The following is a 15,014-nucleotide window of genomic DNA, read 5'->3' as shown; positions in this document are numbered from 1 at the left end:
CAGGGCGATCTTTTGACCCGTTGGGACGTCTCTCTCGTCGAGCTCAGTCTCGATCGTCGCCTCCGAGGGCGACGAGCTCGAAATCTCGATCTTAGGCTGCTCTGAAGCGGGCGTTTTGTGTGGTTTATAGTCGGAATTCTGCATGTTCTCGAGCCTATCTCAATTATGTCCGATAAGGCAACCTTATTGGACATGGAAAAGATGTTTAAGGCGGGGCGGTTTCTGCCGTATTTGGTGGACAAAAGCGCCGCGATAAGCGAGACTCTGTGGTATGACCTACGAGTCGCCGCGCATCCTTTCAGACCGATCCAGCCTAGCGGGCCTACCCGACTGGGTCACCAATCGTTCGGGCGAAAGTGCTCAGAACGTTGCCTTTTTGTCGGGCGCGAGCTTTGCCTTGCTGGACATGATCCTAATGCAGAAAGGTGAATGCGTACCTAAGGTTCTCCTGGCGAATACGCTGGCGCTACAAGCGTCCGCGGCAACGTCAAGGCTCGAGGGTCGGATGGCCCGAGAGACCGATATCCGCGATGCCTTTCATCTGACGCCAGCCGGCGACGCACTCGGGCCCGACGGAGATATGCTCGCGTTCTGGCGCGCAACCGTGCGTCTTTCCCTTCGTGGATCTGGCTGGATTGGGAGGGTTGCCACGCAGGCAGACGATTGTCTTTCAGATGATGTCCCGCACTGGATTGCCGAGGCGATTGATGCCGCAAACCAGATTGGCCCGCTGGCGGCCGCGAGCGATGTCATCGGCACTGTCGTACGAGCCGACGGTCGCGCTGAACGTTTGGCCTGCGTCCTCGCTGATGTGGTGCTTGCGAAGTCCCTGGGCTGGGATCATCCACTACCGCTGACGGCACACCATTTGAAAAAAGCGATGCTTCGGGATCTTCGCGACGGCAAGACTGAGACCGGCACTGCCGTCCAGGAGGCCCTTGCAAAGGGAGCCCAATCAGCCTATCAGGTGGCGCGCACCCTTACGTGGCGATCTGATGTGCTAAAAGCAGTTGCCCCCAAGTTGCGGACACGAGGTTCAGAGGATGCGGTCGCCCTTTTCCTGCGCGAAGATGCGGTGGCGCCATCCAGCATGCTGTCGCCGCGCATCCAGGGGACCAGCACACCGATGACCGGGCGAGCTGCGCGCCGGCTATGTTACCGTCTGGTCGAGCTCGGTGCTGTCAGGGAACTCACTGGTCGTTCAACGTTCCGGCTCTACGGGATCGCGCCATGAGTGTCGCGGCCGCCAAACGACCTCCTCCGGAAAAGGGCAGGGGGCTTTTTGACCGAGAGCTCGACGACTTACCGGTAGAGCTCAGGTGGCGCGAATGGATGGGAAGGATCGAAGCTGCCCTCTTTGCCAGTGCATCACCGGTCGGCCGCGAGGACTTGGCACACTTGGTAGGGCAAGGCGTTGCTGTCGAAATGCTGATCGACGACATCCAGGCCGAGCTGACTGCACGCCCCTACGAATTGGTCCCCGTCGCCGGCGGCTGGATGTTCCGCACCAAGGCACATTTTGCGGAGGCGATCAAGGCGGCCGCCGATATCGGCGAGCAGGAGATCGGCTTCACCGAGACCGAAATGGCGGTGCTGTGCGCCATCGCTTATCACCAACCCATCGATCGTGCTGGCCTGGCCGACATATTCGGAAAAGAAATCAATCGCGATCTCCTTTCGAGGCTTAGGTATCAGAAGCTGATCACGAACGGCCCTCGAGCGCCGCGTCCTGGCGCGCCGCATACATTCGTAACAACACCGCAGTTCTTGGCGATGTTCGATCTGCAAAGCTTGCGCGAACTACCTGAACTAGAACTGGACTCGGTGTATGGTGAGAGAGAATGACCGATAGCGAAATGCGCGGTGCGGCCTTTACAGACACTCGACCCTTCAAGATGAATGTCTGCGGCCTTTTGTGTTCATCCAGGAGTTTCGTTGTGGCGTAGCGCGTGGCCTGTGATATGCCCAAAGCATGATATTCTCCGATACCTCGGGCCACGCTTCGACATACGCTGATCGTGTCGGAAGGCACGTGCCAGGAATGCGCGACATGCACCATATGGCGGGGCTTCTGCTCGCTGAGTGCGTGCCTGAAGATGGGCATGTTTTGGTGCTCGGGGCAGGTGGTGGACTTGAGCTTGACACCTTTGCGCAGATGCACCCGGCATGGCAGTTCACCGGTGTAGACCCGTCCGCAGATATGATCGCTCAGGCGCGCAATACGCTCGGGGATAGGGCGCGCAATGTTTCGTTTGTTGAAGGTTATATCGATGACGCCCCTAGCGGACCGTTCGATGGCGCCGCCTGTCTGCTGACTTTACATTTTCTTGAACAGGCCGAACGATTGCGCAGCTTGCGAGAGCTTCGGCGCAGACTTCGACCCGGCGCCCCGTTCGTGGTTGCTCACCACAGCTTTCCTCAGAAAGTCCCTGAGCGAGACCTATGGCTTCGCCGGAACGCCGATCTCCTTATTTCATGGGGTCTTGACGCGGTGAAGGCCGAGAAAGGCATCGAGACCATGAAAAGCCATCTCCCAACGCTATCGCCGGAGGAGGACGAAGCACTTTTCGTTGAGGCCGGTTTCACCAGTGTTCAATTGTTCTATGCCGGTTTTACTTTCAAAGGATGGGTTTGCACCGCAAACTGAAATGCGCGTTGTGAATTCGCCGAACTGGCCATTCACGTTATGCACATGAGCGAGGGAACCGGTTTAGCCATGCAACAAATTCATGCTTTTTGTGTCTAACCGGCCTAGCTCTCTCTGTGGAAAAACGCCAAAGTTGAGCCTTGGCACGTGTCCTTGAAATATCAGCGTGGATTGGGTTGCTAGTGCTGAGTTACTCGAACCCATAGACCCAGTCGTTCTTAATGCGCCGAAGAACCCAAACCGCGTCTTCGCCAAAATCGAAAGCGACGATCACCCCGGTATGCTCCTACTCCTTCAGCAGACGTGAATCGTAGATCCATAGCTGTTGAACAAGACCGTCCTTGGTCGGGTGTTTCACGCCATCTCGTAGCGCGGTCTGAAATCGCTCCCGATCCGTCTTCCGCCGCGCTCCATCCACGACCCAGAACATCGGATTGTGAAACTCCGTCCTCTGCCGGGCCTCGGCCGGTTTGATGTAGGAGTGCTGAAACTCGACAACCAAACCTTTCGGCGTCTTGATATCAGCGATGTGGAGCTCACCGTGTTCGTCACCGGCTGCAACCTCTTGCCATTCTGCGGGGAACTGGTTCTTCCAATCCCGGTGCCATTGGGTTTCGTTCTCCCACCAGTGGTCGCAATGCCGTTGACTTTTGTGGGCCCAGTGCCAGACCTTTTTGGTTCCGCATCGCGCGATGAGTTCCGCACCGCAGCCGGGACAATAACCCTTCGCTCCAGGCGTTGCTTCAACGCGCAAATTGTTATGGAGTGCAAAGCGCATCGCTACATGGCACATTCATGGCATTGGGGTATTTGCAGAGCGCATTTCATATCCAACCTAAATCGCCTCAGCGCGCGCGTGAATGTGTGGAAGGGCCGAGAACGCCACAGAACCATGCTCGTCTTCGAGCAGAAGTGGTGGCTCGTTGTTCTCAAGGGGGCCTCTGATCAGGATACGGGTCTTGTCGAATAGTTTGGTTACTGCGCCCAGGCGCTGGCCGGAATCGTGGTTCCCCGCGATGACGACAATTGCCGCTTCGGTCTCTTCATAAATGCGTTCAATGAAATCGCTATAGAGCTTAACGGCGGCTTCTGCCGGTGAGGCCTTGTCATAGACATCGCCAGCAACAATCAGAACGTCAATGTTTCGCTCAACAACCGCATCAAATATCTGATTCAGAATATGGGCCTGATCGTCAAGCAGCGACACGCTGCGGAGTACGCGTCCCAGGTGCCAATCTGCTGTATGAAGGATTCTCATCTTACACCGTTAATTTATAAACATGTAAAAATTAGATGGACAAGTGAGATGAGTCAAGCTAGTTTCCAATCATGGCCTTCGAAGACCTTAAACATGCCCAGCGGGCGCGCTTGGAATTCCTCGACAGACTGTTTTTCTGGGACGGCGCGGCTACCCGCGCCTCCTTGATCAAGTGGTTTGGAATTTCGAATGCACAGGCCGCGCTCGATTTTCGCGCATACCTCGCCGAAGCACCAAAGGACTCTCTCTACTATGATGCGTCTTCGCGCCAATACCTGGCCCATGAGAGCTTTGAGCGACTGACCGGAAGAGCTTCTTTGATAGAGTTTGAGCAACTCCTCTCCGGCGAACCATCTTCCGCTTTCGATAGGTTGCCCGATTTGCAGCGCACTCAAGACATGCGTGTTCTACGACCGCTCTACCGTGCCTTCAGAGCCAAAGAGGCAACGAAGATCGTTTATCAATCGATGCGGGATTCAGAACCGATGACCCGCTGGATCGCGCCTGTGCGCTTTGCCTCTGACGGGGTGCGACTGCATGTGCGTGCCTGGTGTTTTGAGCGTGAGGGTTTCCGCGATTTCCATCCCGCACGCATAGACCCAGATCGTTCATTTGTGGCTACAAAGCCGGCCGATGCAGTGCCCCGCGATGATGATTGGTTCACCTGGGCCATCCTGAAACTCAAGCCGCATTCAAGACTGACTGACGCGCAACAACGGGTGGTCCGCATTGAATTCGGGTTCACCTCAGATGTGCTTGAAGCGAAAACCCGAAAAGCGCTTGAGTTTTATACAGAACGGCGCTGGGGTCTTGAGCAAAAGGAACCGCGTCTTGAACGGGTCTCTATCGACTATGTTCCGATGAGCGAGGAGGAGATCGATGCAAATTGACATGCGACGCGTTGATCCCTCCCTCAATATGAATCGGTTCTATTCCGTGGAGCTGACCAAAGACCTCTTCGGCCAACACGGTGTCCACCGCCAGTGGGGCGCTTTGGAACCTGGGGCCGGCATCGCCACGAATGGTACGCGACACAGACCGAGGCTGAATCTGCTCTTTCCGATCTGGTCAAGCAAAAGCTGGCGCGCGGCTATCTGATCAAGCTGCCCGTGTCTGAAACCTAAGGGGTCTGCAACGTCGATGTTTGGAAAATGGTCGCAGCAGGGCGTTCCCAAGAAAGGCTGGACCTGCATCGGGTTTGAGGATCTCGGTGATCCCTCCAGCCAATGTGAAATGTGCGAAAGCCAAGATATTCGGTATGTTCACCAGATGCAGCACCCTGACGATCCGCATATTCTTGAATGTGGCTGCGTGTGTGCGGGCAAAATGGAGGAAGACTACGCGGCCGCGTCAAGACGGGAAGCGGACAGCAAGAATTTAGCCCAACGCCGCGCACGTTGGCCGAAACGAAGGTGGAAGGTTTCGCAAGGCGGAAATCACTAACTGAAAACGGACGGGTTCCACATTGTCGTCTTCCCGAAACCTGGCGGGTGGAGCGGTACAATTACCCATCTTGGCAGCGGCGTCGTCACCCAGGCACGTCGTCTCTATGCCTCACGGGAAAAAGCAAAGCTCGGCGCGTTTGACGGAATGATCTGGCTAAAGTCTCACTGAGCCTGACCCAGCCATTTATGTTGTGCTGAGGATTGTGTGGGACCTCATGATTATAATACCGCACTGAACGCGGAATCTACAGCACGAATTTGCCAAAATTCATAAATCATGTATGTTAGTCCGCACTAAACGCGGATTACCTTACATGATTCAAAAGACACGCAGAACACTGGCCGATTATGTGACGGAGCTTCAGTCGAAAGGACGTATCGTCTTTGCGGCGGAGGATGCGGTTGACGCTCTCGGAACCAATCGCGGCGCCTTTCTTGATGCGGCACAACGCCTGCAGCGCCAGGGGAAGTTGATCAGCCCCCGCAAAGGTTTCTACGTGGCTGTTCCACCGCAATTTGCGTCTTGGGGCGCACCCCCGCCCTCCTGGTATGTGGATGCGCTCATGCAACACGAGCAGGCACCTTACTATGTCGGGCTTCTTAAGGCTGCGGAGATGCACGGTGCCTCACATCAAGCCGTCATGGAGTTCCAGGTTATCACCGCAAAACGCATGTCCAAGATCCGGGCCGGACGGAATTTCATCGTTTTCTATTTCAGGAAAGATATGGCTTCGATCATCGACGGCATTAAAGACATGAAGACAGACACGGGACCAATGAAGATTTCCTCTCCCGCGCTCACCGCGCTCGATCTCATGCGCTACGGAAACGCGGTCGCAGGGCTCAACAACGTTGCAACCGTCCTTTCTGACCTGGGTTCGAAGATCGACGCAGATCAGCTGGCAATTCTGTCACTCAGCTTCGAAAAACCCGTCGTGCAACGTCTCGGCTATATGCTCGACATACTCGACCGACGCAGCCTCACACGCAAAATGCATGATCTGCTCATGTCCAGTAACCGGCCCTCTTGGACAGAACTGGATCGGAAAGAAGCGCGCGATCCGATGTTCGCACCCGATCCGATCGAGCGAGATCAACGGTGGCGGGTCATCGTGCGCCGGCACCCGGAGGTCGATGAATGATCCCCTCCCAGAACATCGTCGCATGGAGCCAGAGCGCGCCATGGGCCGAGCAAAGACAAGTCGAGCAGGATCTCATTATTTCGCGCGCGCTTGTCGAAATATTCGGTGATGCATTCCTGTCAAACGAGCTGCGCTTCCGTGGTGGAACAGCCCTCAACAAATTGCATTTCGCACAACCGCTACGCTACTCCGAGGACATCGATCTTGTCCGCACGACAAACGGCGCGATCGGACCGATATTGGACAGACTGCGAAAGCTGCTCGAGCCTTGGCTCGGACCCGCCAGTTTTGCGCAAAGCCAGATCGCGCCAAAGTTCCGTTTCAGGGTGCCCGCAGAGGACGGAGGGGAAAACCTGATCCGTCTCAAGCTTGAAATCAACACACGCGAAATCGTTGCCTACGACCCCGTCATGATGATGCCGTTTGCGGTCGAAAATCCGTGGTTCACCGGAGACGCAACGATACCCACGTTTTCCAACGAGGAAATGCTGGCGACAAAGTTTCGTGCGCTCCTGCAACGCGACAAAGGCAGAGATCTATATGATCTGGCGCATGGCCTGGAGGTCTTCAATCCTCTTGATTGCAGGCGCATCGTTGCGCTGTTCGGACACTATCTGGCCGATAGCGACATGCAGATCACACGGGCCCAGGCCGAGCAGCGAATGCTAGCGAAACTCGCTAAAGGCAACATGCTGTTGGACCTACGACCTCTCCTGTCGGCGGACTCCGCAGGGCGTATCACGGAAGATGCGAGCGTCAACGCGGTAAAGGCGATCTTTGAACGCCTGATTGCGGTAATGCCAGGTGAGCCTTGGAGCCAGTCGCCTGAGGCAAAAGAGAAATTGGGGATTGATTGGTAATGGCCGTTGTTCGTCGGATCAAGATTAAAAACTTTCGCTCAATCTACTCTTTCGATTGGCGACCGACCGAAGGGTTCAAATGCATTGTCGTGTGTGGATGGCTCCTGCATAGCAAAAGATTTTTTGCGATTGCGATGGTCTGTCAGTACAGTCGTGTGTCCGGCCTTTTTGTGTGGCGGTTGCCACTGGCCCTGATAAGTTCCGCGAGCAAGGTTCCTATCGGCTAAACGACCTCGAAGGCCGCGACATTCATCGGAGTGTCCTTACTCTTGGTTGACTTCGTTTCGCATCATCACATCAAGCGTCTTGCATCTCGGGGCAGGATCAAGCGATTGGCTGCCGGTACTCTTCCTGTTTCGTCAGTAGCGCCCAGATGATCCCGGCGGATTTGTTGGCCATGGCGACTGTCGCCAGCCGGAAGGGCCTTTCGTCTAGAAGCTTCGCAGTCCAGGTGTCGGCTTTCTCTGGGCTGTTCTTGGCCATGAGCGCGCGCGATGTCATTCCGACAATGAGTAGCTTTCGAATGTAGCGGTCACCTTTCTTTGTGATCCGTCCAAGTCGCTCTCGACCGCCACTGGATTTGTTCAGCGGTGTCAGCCCCAGCCAAGCCGCCAAATCACGTCCGGTCTCAAATTGTTTTGCATCGCCAATGGTGGCGACAACGGCCGACGCGGTGATCGGTCCGATCCCCGGCATGCGCATCAAACGTCGGGCATCGGCATCCAGCCATGCGTGTTGTTCGATCAGTTTGGTAAGCCCATCAACCCGCGCATTGAGGCCGTTCAGTTGATGACACATCACGCCAAGAATGCCGTTCGCAATCTCGGGCATTTCCAACTGTTCCTCTATGTCGTGTTCCCGCGCGAACTTGGACACCGCTTCAATGCTTGTCGGCAGGATGTGACCGAACTCGCGAAGGATGCTGCGGATCATATTGACGACCTGAGTGCGCTGGCGGACCACCAGATCCCTGGCACGATGGATGGAAAGTACAGCCTGCTGGTCTTCTGACTTGATCTCAACGAAACGCATCGTTGGCCGACGAACCGCTTCGCAGATCGCCTCCGCGTCGGCCGCGTCGGTCTTGCCGCGCTTCACATAGGGTTTGACATACGCTGCTGGCATAAGTCGAACGTCATGGCCGAGCTTGCTTAGTTCGCGCGCCCAATGATGGGGCGAGCCGCAAGCCTCCATCCCGACCACACAGCGCGGCAATGTCTCGAAAAACGCAATCAGTTTCGCGCGTTTGATCTTCTTGTTGATGATCTTGCGTCCAGTGACCGAAACGCAGTGCACTTGAAAAACGTCCTTGGCCATCCCTCTCGGGACATTGCTACGCAATGCCCTGCCGGTCAGCGATCCAGGCCCACGGTCTTTACTGTCATTGGGTGGCTCCTTTCCTAGCAGTCGTTGACAACTGCACTTTGGCACGTCCAATGCCGGTGGAGCAGGAGCCATCCAACTCATCCGCTAAGGGCCGGTGTGATGGTTGTCAGGACGCCCCGACGTTTGGGTGCTGCAACGCATCCGATGTCGGCACCGAGCCCAAACTCAGAATGCTACAAGGCGCTTAATTGCTAGCGTTCGGAGATGACCTGGTTGAAGTCCTCGACTGGAGCGACCACTGCGAGTGCGGTTCTGTTGAATTTGCTCTTGGTCGCAAGGAGTAACGACCGGCGCGCTGATTGAAGGGCCGTTTGTTTGATTGCGATCTTGTCGAGATCAAAATCCATGACGCGATCCTCCGTGTCGATGGCAGAACACGCAACAAGAGCATAGTCCAAACTCACGTTCCGAAGCCGGTCCACGACCTCTGTGCCGACAAGAGACCCATCCCGACCGGCCATACGACCACCGAGAAGATAGATATGATGGTGGGCCGGATGGAACTTCATCGCCGCGGGCATTGAGTTGGTGAAAATTGTGAAGCCTGGTCGTTTCGCGAGCTCAACAGCACAGGCCTCAACCGTCGTCCCGACATCAAGGTAAAGTGTGGTGCCGTCCGGAATGATTTTGGCAGCGCGTCGCCCAACAACCTGCTTTTCAGGTCGCGCGATGCTCCGCTTTGCGCTGTAGTCAAGTCGAGCTGCTTCTGCCTGGCCCACTGGACCGGCACCGCCGTGAAATCTCTGCAAACGCCCTGCATCGGCAAGCGCGATGATGTCTCGACGGACCGTTTGTGCGGAGACATTGAAGCGTTCGGCCAATGCTTCAATTGTGGCAAACCCGCTTTGTTCGACCGTTTCCAAGATGTTCGTTTGCCGCTCAGTAAGTGTAAGATTTCTATCTTGGACTGTCATAAATCTGTGTCATATTTCTACCATATGTAATTTATCTTACAGAGCTGACGGCCGATGACAACAAGTATTTCCTTAGCCAAACGCGATGACGGAAAGATTGAGATCAATGGTTTTGAGCTTGATGCCGTGCGATGGCGCCTTGGACCAGGAAGTGACGGCGGGCGGCCCATTTCTTTGGAAGAATTCTTCCAACATTTGGGAAGCTCCGGTCAGCTAAGGGGCTTGGTCGTTGGCGTCATCGGTCCTCGTGAGGCCACGCCAAGCCAAATCAGCGCCGCTGAACAGATTGCGTATTCCTTAGGCCAATACGGCATCACCTTAATCTGCGGCGGCAAGTCTGGGGTTATGGAGGCGGCCTCACGCGGTTGCCGCAACGCTGGTGGAATGATGATCGGCATTTTGCCGGGCAGCACGCCAAGCGAAGCAAATGACTTTGTGAGCGTACCGCTTCCAACAGGTCTCGGCGAAGCGCGCAATATGATCATTGCGAAGGCTTCGCGGGTTCTGGTTGCCATTGGCGGGTCTTATGGAACGCTGAGTGAAGTCGCCTATGGACTGCACTTTTCCAAACCGGTGATCGGGCTCGAAGGCGCGGCCAAGATCGATGGCGTGAACCACGTCGAGAGCGCCGACGCCGCTGTGCGCGCTGTCCTGAACGCATTGGTTTTGGCAAGCATGGGCACCGAGCCCACCAAGAACGGCGATCTACGCGGGAGCGCCTGCGTATGAGGGGTGTTCTGGCTCTTGAGAGTGTTAGCAAGAGGTTTGGTGACGCCACCGCTGTAGACAATCTAAGTCTCGAATTGCGTGAAGGGGAGTTTGTGGCTCTTCTTGGTGCATCGGGCTGCGGGAAATCCACCACCTTGCGGTTGTTCGCCGGTCTCGAAAGGCCCACGGAAGGAACGGTACGGCTCTCTGGCCAAGACGTGACAACCTCATCGGCGTCGGCCCGCAACATCGCATTGATGTTCCAGTCCTATGCGCTCTACCCGCATCTAACGGTGGCACAGAACATCGCCATGCCACTCCGACTACGTCGCCTCTCGGCCTGGCAACGCTTGCCCGGCGCCTCTCTTGTCGCTTCCGGCGTAAAGAAAAAGACTACGGCGATCGCTGAGGCGGTCGGCCGGATGGCCGAGCTATTGCGCTTGAGTGAGCTAATTGATCGCAAGCCGGGGCAGCTCTCGGGTGGACAGCAACAACGGGTTGCTTTGGCCCGCGCCTTGGTACGCGACCCGTCAGCATTTTTGCTAGATGAGCCGCTGTCTAATCTCGATACGCAGCTTCGCGCCGAAACCCGCGAAGAAATCAAGGCACTTCACGATCGGACAGGCTATCCCTTCCTACTTGTGACCCACGATCAATCCGATGCGCTGTCCATGGCAGATCGTATCGCGGTGATGATCGAAGGGAAGATTGTGCAACTGGGGACGCCAGTTGAAATCTTCAATCGTCCTGCAACGCAGGAAATCGCGACCTTCATTGGACAACATCGCATGAACATCCTGCCCGCAGGAGCAGGCGAGAAGCTCCATGCCTCCGGCGCCGGCCTGTCTCTGGGCGTTCGGCCCGAGGATCTTTTCATCAGTGACGAAGGTCTGCCTGCCAAGGTTGAGCGTGTCACCTTCCACGGTGAAGAGACGATTTTGAAGCTGCGCGGACCGTCTGGGTTGGCGCTGAGTTCTGTCGTTCGGGGCGACTACGCCACACCATCGCTTGGCGTCTGCGTCCATCTCAATGCGCTTGAAACCGCATTGCATGGCTTTGACCGACACGGACAAAGACAAGAGATTGCCCGATGACGCGGTGCTGGATCACAGATCTCCTCCTTGTGGGGCCTGCGGCGATCGCAGTGGTGCTCTTTATCTTTCTGCCGGTCGGTGTCGTCTTCGTCCTGGCCTTCACAGATTATCAATTCGGGGCCACAACCGCGAATTGGGTGGGCTTAGAGAATTTTGGCGACCTATTCGGGTCTCGACTTGGCCGCAACGCCATCATCAACACCCTGATCTATGCGGGCATCGTCATTCCGGCCTCCGTGGGCTTGGGGCTTCTCGTCGCGATTGGGCTCCATAGTCTGGCCAAGAGCTTGCCGCGCGTCTCCAACGTCATCAAGGCCGTCTACTTCCTGCCCGTTGCAGCGACATTGGTCGCCATGGCGGTCAGTTGGCAGATGCTTATGCACCCTTCTTTGGGTCTGTTCAACACCTGGGCAAGCGCCCTTGGGCTGTCGACACAGCAGTGGCTGAGCGACCGAGACATTGTGCTGTACTCCCTCGCGGTCATCGGTGTCTGGCAAAGCGTCGGATACAACATGGTGCTGTTCCTGGCCGGATTAGCCTCCATTCCCGACACGCTCTACGACGCATCGGAAGTCGACGGGGCCGAGAATGGGTGGTCTAAATTCTGGCTCGTGACGTGGCCAATGCTCGGCCCGACGACTCTCTTTGTCCTCATCGTCACAGCGGCCAGCGCATTCCGCGTGTTTGAGACGGTAGCCACGATGACCGAAGGCGGTCCGGCCTTCGCCTCCGACACGATCGTTTATGCGCTTTACCGCGAGGGGTTCGTCTACTTCAAAGCCGGATATGCCAGCGCGATCACGGTCGTCTTCTTCTTTGCGCTATTGCTGATCACCGCGATCCAGCTCTTGGTGATCGAGCGGCGGGTGCACTACCGATGAAACCCTCCAGCATCATATCACTTGGTCTCGTTGCCATGGGCGCCGCAATGATCCTGCTTCCTTTCGTGTGGATGGTGTCGGTGTCGCTGAAACCGCATGGCGAGGTGTTCACCACCGATGTCAGGCTGTTTCCGCAATCGCCAACTTTGCAAAACTACTGGCACGCGATCTCAGAGACCGACATCCCTCTCTATCTGCTGAACGGCGTCGTGGTGACCAGCGGGATCCTCATCCTGCAACTGCTTGTGACCGTCCCTGCCGCCTATGCTCTTGCCCATCGTGACTTTCTGGGCCGCAAGTTGATGTTTGCAGGGATCGTCGTAGCGCTTCTGGTGCCGTTTCATGTGACCGCTATTCCGATCTTCATCGGTTTCGCAGAGCTTCAGCTCCTGAACACTTATACAGGGCTGATCCTTCCATTTATCGCAACAGCCTTCGGCCTGTTCCTTTTGCGCCAAGCCTTCGCCCGCATTCCCAATGAGTTGATTGATGCGGCTCGCGTCGACGGGATGTCGGAAATGGGGATCGCCTGGCGGGTCGCGTTCCCGCTGGGATTGCCCACAGTGATTGCGTTTTCGATTTTCTCTGTCACGGCTCATTGGAACGATCTGTTCTGGCCGTTGATTGCAACCACTGACCCCAACCTCGCAACCCCACCGCGCGGCATCCTGTTCTTCCGCGATGAAGAAAGCGGGGACGACATCGGCCCGCTCATGGCTGGCGCAACATTGATCACAGCTCCATTGGTGATTGGCTTCTTGCTCGCGCAAAAGCGCTTCACGCAAGGCCTCGCCGATACCGGGATCAAAGGATGAGGAAGAGCAGCAAGAAACCAAAATCCTCCAATTTTCTCGAACGCTTCAACCCAACGGAGATCCTGATGAAACACGTACTTTTGTCTGCTGGTTTGGCGCTCACAGCGTCGATGGCAGCAGCTCAAACTGAAATCCGCGTTCACTACGCGATCCCAACGATTTGGGCAGATACACAAGAACAATTGGCGGAAGCCTTTATGGCGGCTCATCCAGACATCACAATCGTCATGGATGGTCCGGCGGAGAGCTATGCCGAAGGCGTACAGCGTCTGCTGCGTGAGAACGTAGCGGGCACGGCACCTGACGTTGCCTATGTGGGTTTGAACCGCTGGCGCATCTTGGAAGATCGCGGCGTCATCTACCCACTTGATGACTTTCTTCCAGAAGACACGGAAGCCGCAGGCTATACCGATGCGCTTCTCTCCCTTGGCCAGTTTGAGGGCGCACAACACGCACTCGCGACATCCGCTTCGACCATGGTTCTTTATGTGAACCCTGATCTCGTGGAGCAGGCGGGAGGATCCATGGAGGATTTTCCAACGGATTTCGATGGCATCATCGAACTGGCCGCTGAGATCGACGCACTTGGAGACAATATTGAGGGCGTTTGGATTGGCCGTCACGACTGGCGCTTCCAGTCACTCTTGGGATCGCATGGCGGCCGCCCTCTGAACGCAGACGAAACCGACATCACTTTTGACAGCGAAGCAGGATTGATGGCCGCCAGCCTCTACAACCGGTTCATGACTGAGGGCGGCATGCCGTCCTGGGGCCAGGATGATGCACGGCAAGCGTTTCCAGCCGGGACTTTGGGCATGTTCTTTGAGTCTTCCTCGCTCCTGAAGCGCTTCGAGGAGGGTTCTGCGGGCAACTTCGAGTTGGTCGTTAGACCAACACCTGTTGTGGCGGAAGAAAACGTCTATTTCCCGACGGGTGGGTCCGCGATCGTCGTCATGACTGATGATCCTGAGCGGCAAGCCGCAGCCTGGGAATACTTAGCTTTCGTGACAGGCCCTGAGGGTCAGAGGATCATCGTCGAGAACACAGGTTACGCCCCGGCAAACAAGATCGTCTTGGACGATGCGAGCTATCTTGGTGCGTACTACGAAGCAAACCCGAACGCGCTTGTCGGCCATACCCAAGTCGCTGACCATGCTGGGCCTTGGTACGCGTTTCCAGGAGCAGAAGGCGTCGCTGTAACCGACCTTATCGGTGCAGCGCTCGTTGAGCTCTCCGAGGGTGCCGACGTCGAAGCAACCGTTAGCGAGCTTGCTAACACGGTGCGCGCTCAGTTGGGCATGAATTGAGCATTGTTGGTTTGGGCTGCGCGCATAGATCGCGCAGCCCGATTTTCTGTGTTGCGCGTTGATCAAAGTGTAAATCGCTGGTCCAGGGTAGGTCACTTGGGCTTTATGTTGAGCTGTTTTCGCGAACTAGGTCATGTTGACAAATGGCGGAGCCAAAGGCGGACTGACGTGATGTCGATGAAGCCTAGGAAACTCTCAGCCGTCTTGTCGTAGCGTGTTGCGACGCGTCGGGCGTTCTTTAGTTTGTTGAAGCAGCGCTCGACCAGGTTGCGCAGGCGGTAAAGCGAGCGGTCGACACCGATACGCTTCTTACGGGATTTTCGCATTGGGATAACGGGCAGGACGTTGCGCGCAATCAGATTAGCCCTGATGCAGTCGCCATCGTAGCCACGATCCGCCAGTAACACGCTGGGACTTGGCAGGTTGTCGGCCATGACCAGATCGAAACCGAGATAGTCGGATGTCTGGCCCGGCGTGATTTCTGTCTTCATGGGCAGACCATGCGCGTTGACGAGGAGGTGGATCTTGGTCGTGAAGCCACCTCTTGAGCGCCCGAA

The 15,014-nt window shown here is 56.3% G+C and carries 16 protein-coding genes and 1 pseudogene; 12 read left to right on the top strand and 5 right to left on the bottom strand.

Annotation, left to right across the window (positions count from 1 at the left end; genetic code table 11):
• Positions 1-271: 271 nt before the first annotated feature.
• The 3 genes from GTF44_RS21030 (at position 272) to GTF44_RS21020 (ending at position 2,647) form a co-directional block, all read left to right on the top strand.
• The gene (locus tag GTF44_RS21030) at positions 272-1,234 is read left to right on the top strand and encodes a DUF1403 family protein (protein ID WP_171563242.1); all 963 of its coding nucleotides are present in this window, start codon (positions 272-274) and stop codon (positions 1,232-1,234) included.
• Complete coding sequence (locus tag GTF44_RS21025) at positions 1,231-1,845, top strand: SMC-Scp complex subunit ScpB (RefSeq protein ID WP_171563240.1); 615 nt, start codon at positions 1,231-1,233, stop codon at positions 1,843-1,845. The genes GTF44_RS21030 and GTF44_RS21025 overlap by 4 nt, the downstream gene beginning before the upstream one ends.
• A gap of 205 nt (positions 1,846-2,050) precedes the next feature.
• The gene (locus GTF44_RS21020; protein ID WP_253261394.1) at positions 2,051-2,647 is read left to right on the top strand and encodes a class I SAM-dependent methyltransferase; all 597 of its coding nucleotides are present in this window, start codon (positions 2,051-2,053) and stop codon (positions 2,645-2,647) included.
• Positions 2,648-2,933: 286 nt separating this feature from the next.
• On the opposite strand, the gene GTF44_RS21015 is transcribed toward GTF44_RS21020, so the two are convergent.
• Positions 2,934-3,425, bottom strand: coding sequence for a competence protein CoiA (locus GTF44_RS21015; protein WP_171563236.1), 492 nt, complete (start codon positions 3,423-3,425; stop codon positions 2,934-2,936).
• Positions 3,426-3,482: 57 nt separating this feature from the next.
• Positions 3,483-3,905, bottom strand: coding sequence for an exonuclease subunit SbcD (locus GTF44_RS21010; RefSeq protein WP_171563234.1), 423 nt, complete (start codon positions 3,903-3,905; stop codon positions 3,483-3,485).
• 71 nt (positions 3,906-3,976) lie between these two features.
• On the opposite strand from GTF44_RS21010, the gene GTF44_RS21005 reads away from it, so the two are divergent.
• From GTF44_RS21005 to GTF44_RS20990, 4 genes and pseudogenes are all read left to right on the top strand, one after another.
• Positions 3,977-4,795 carry a WYL domain-containing protein gene (locus tag GTF44_RS21005; protein ID WP_171563232.1) on the top strand — a complete coding sequence of 273 codons (819 nt, stop codon included), beginning with the start codon at positions 3,977-3,979 and terminating at the stop codon, positions 4,793-4,795.
• Positions 4,785-5,029 (top strand): annotated as a pseudogene (locus tag GTF44_RS22675) (WGR domain-containing protein). The gene GTF44_RS21005 and the pseudogene GTF44_RS22675 overlap by 11 nt, the downstream one beginning before the upstream one ends.
• A gap of 671 nt (positions 5,030-5,700) precedes the next feature.
• Positions 5,701-6,492, top strand: a complete 792-nt coding sequence (locus GTF44_RS20995) for a type IV toxin-antitoxin system AbiEi family antitoxin (RefSeq protein WP_216365203.1) — start codon at positions 5,701-5,703, stop codon at positions 6,490-6,492.
• Positions 6,489-7,352, top strand: a complete 864-nt coding sequence (locus GTF44_RS20990; RefSeq protein WP_171563228.1) for a nucleotidyl transferase AbiEii/AbiGii toxin family protein — start codon at positions 6,489-6,491, stop codon at positions 7,350-7,352. Before GTF44_RS20995 ends, GTF44_RS20990 begins: the two co-directional genes overlap by 4 nt.
• Positions 7,353-7,676: 324 nt before the next feature.
• Here GTF44_RS20990 and GTF44_RS20985 read toward each other — a convergent pair whose 3' ends face one another.
• Together GTF44_RS20985 and GTF44_RS20980 are read right to left on the bottom strand one after the other, a co-directional pair.
• The gene (locus GTF44_RS20985) at positions 7,677-8,669 is read right to left on the bottom strand and encodes an IS110 family transposase (protein ID WP_171563246.1); all 993 of its coding nucleotides are present in this window, start codon (positions 8,667-8,669) and stop codon (positions 7,677-7,679) included.
• A 260-nt stretch (positions 8,670-8,929) separates the two neighbouring features.
• Positions 8,930-9,652, bottom strand: coding sequence for a DeoR/GlpR family DNA-binding transcription regulator (locus GTF44_RS20980; protein ID WP_171563226.1), 723 nt, complete (start codon positions 9,650-9,652; stop codon positions 8,930-8,932).
• 54 nt (positions 9,653-9,706) lie between these two features.
• Between GTF44_RS20980 and GTF44_RS20975 the strand changes: the two genes are divergently transcribed.
• The 5 genes from GTF44_RS20975 (at position 9,707) to GTF44_RS20955 (ending at position 14,457) form a co-directional block, all read left to right on the top strand.
• Positions 9,707-10,381, top strand: coding sequence for a TIGR00725 family protein (locus GTF44_RS20975; RefSeq protein ID WP_171563224.1), 675 nt, complete (start codon positions 9,707-9,709; stop codon positions 10,379-10,381).
• On the top strand, positions 10,378-11,454 hold the full coding sequence (locus GTF44_RS20970) for an ABC transporter ATP-binding protein (RefSeq protein WP_171563221.1): 1,077 nt from the start codon (positions 10,378-10,380) through the stop codon (positions 11,452-11,454). Before GTF44_RS20975 ends, GTF44_RS20970 begins: the two co-directional genes overlap by 4 nt.
• A complete protein-coding gene (locus GTF44_RS20965) occupies positions 11,451-12,335 on the top strand; it encodes a carbohydrate ABC transporter permease (protein ID WP_171563219.1) in 885 nt (294 codons plus the stop codon). Before GTF44_RS20970 ends, GTF44_RS20965 begins: the two co-directional genes overlap by 4 nt.
• 47 nt (positions 12,336-12,382) lie before the next feature.
• Positions 12,383-13,150, top strand: coding sequence for a carbohydrate ABC transporter permease (locus GTF44_RS20960; RefSeq protein WP_253261393.1), 768 nt, complete (start codon positions 12,383-12,385; stop codon positions 13,148-13,150).
• Between the two features lie 65 nt (positions 13,151-13,215).
• Positions 13,216-14,457 (top strand): extracellular solute-binding protein, encoded by a 1,242-nt coding sequence (locus GTF44_RS20955; RefSeq protein ID WP_171563217.1) that lies wholly within the window; start codon positions 13,216-13,218, stop codon positions 14,455-14,457.
• 131 nt (positions 14,458-14,588) lie between these two features.
• Here GTF44_RS20955 and GTF44_RS20950 read toward each other — a convergent pair.
• The coding region (locus tag GTF44_RS20950) for an IS5 family transposase (protein WP_171563215.1) at positions 14,589-15,014 on the bottom strand (426 nt) is incomplete at its 5' end.

This window comes from Roseobacter sp. HKCCD6576-2 (genome assembly GCF_013179285.1).
GTDB lineage: Bacteria > Pseudomonadota > Alphaproteobacteria > Rhodobacterales > Rhodobacteraceae > Rhodophyticola > Rhodophyticola oceani.
This window is presented reverse-complemented; position numbering and strand designations above follow the sequence as displayed.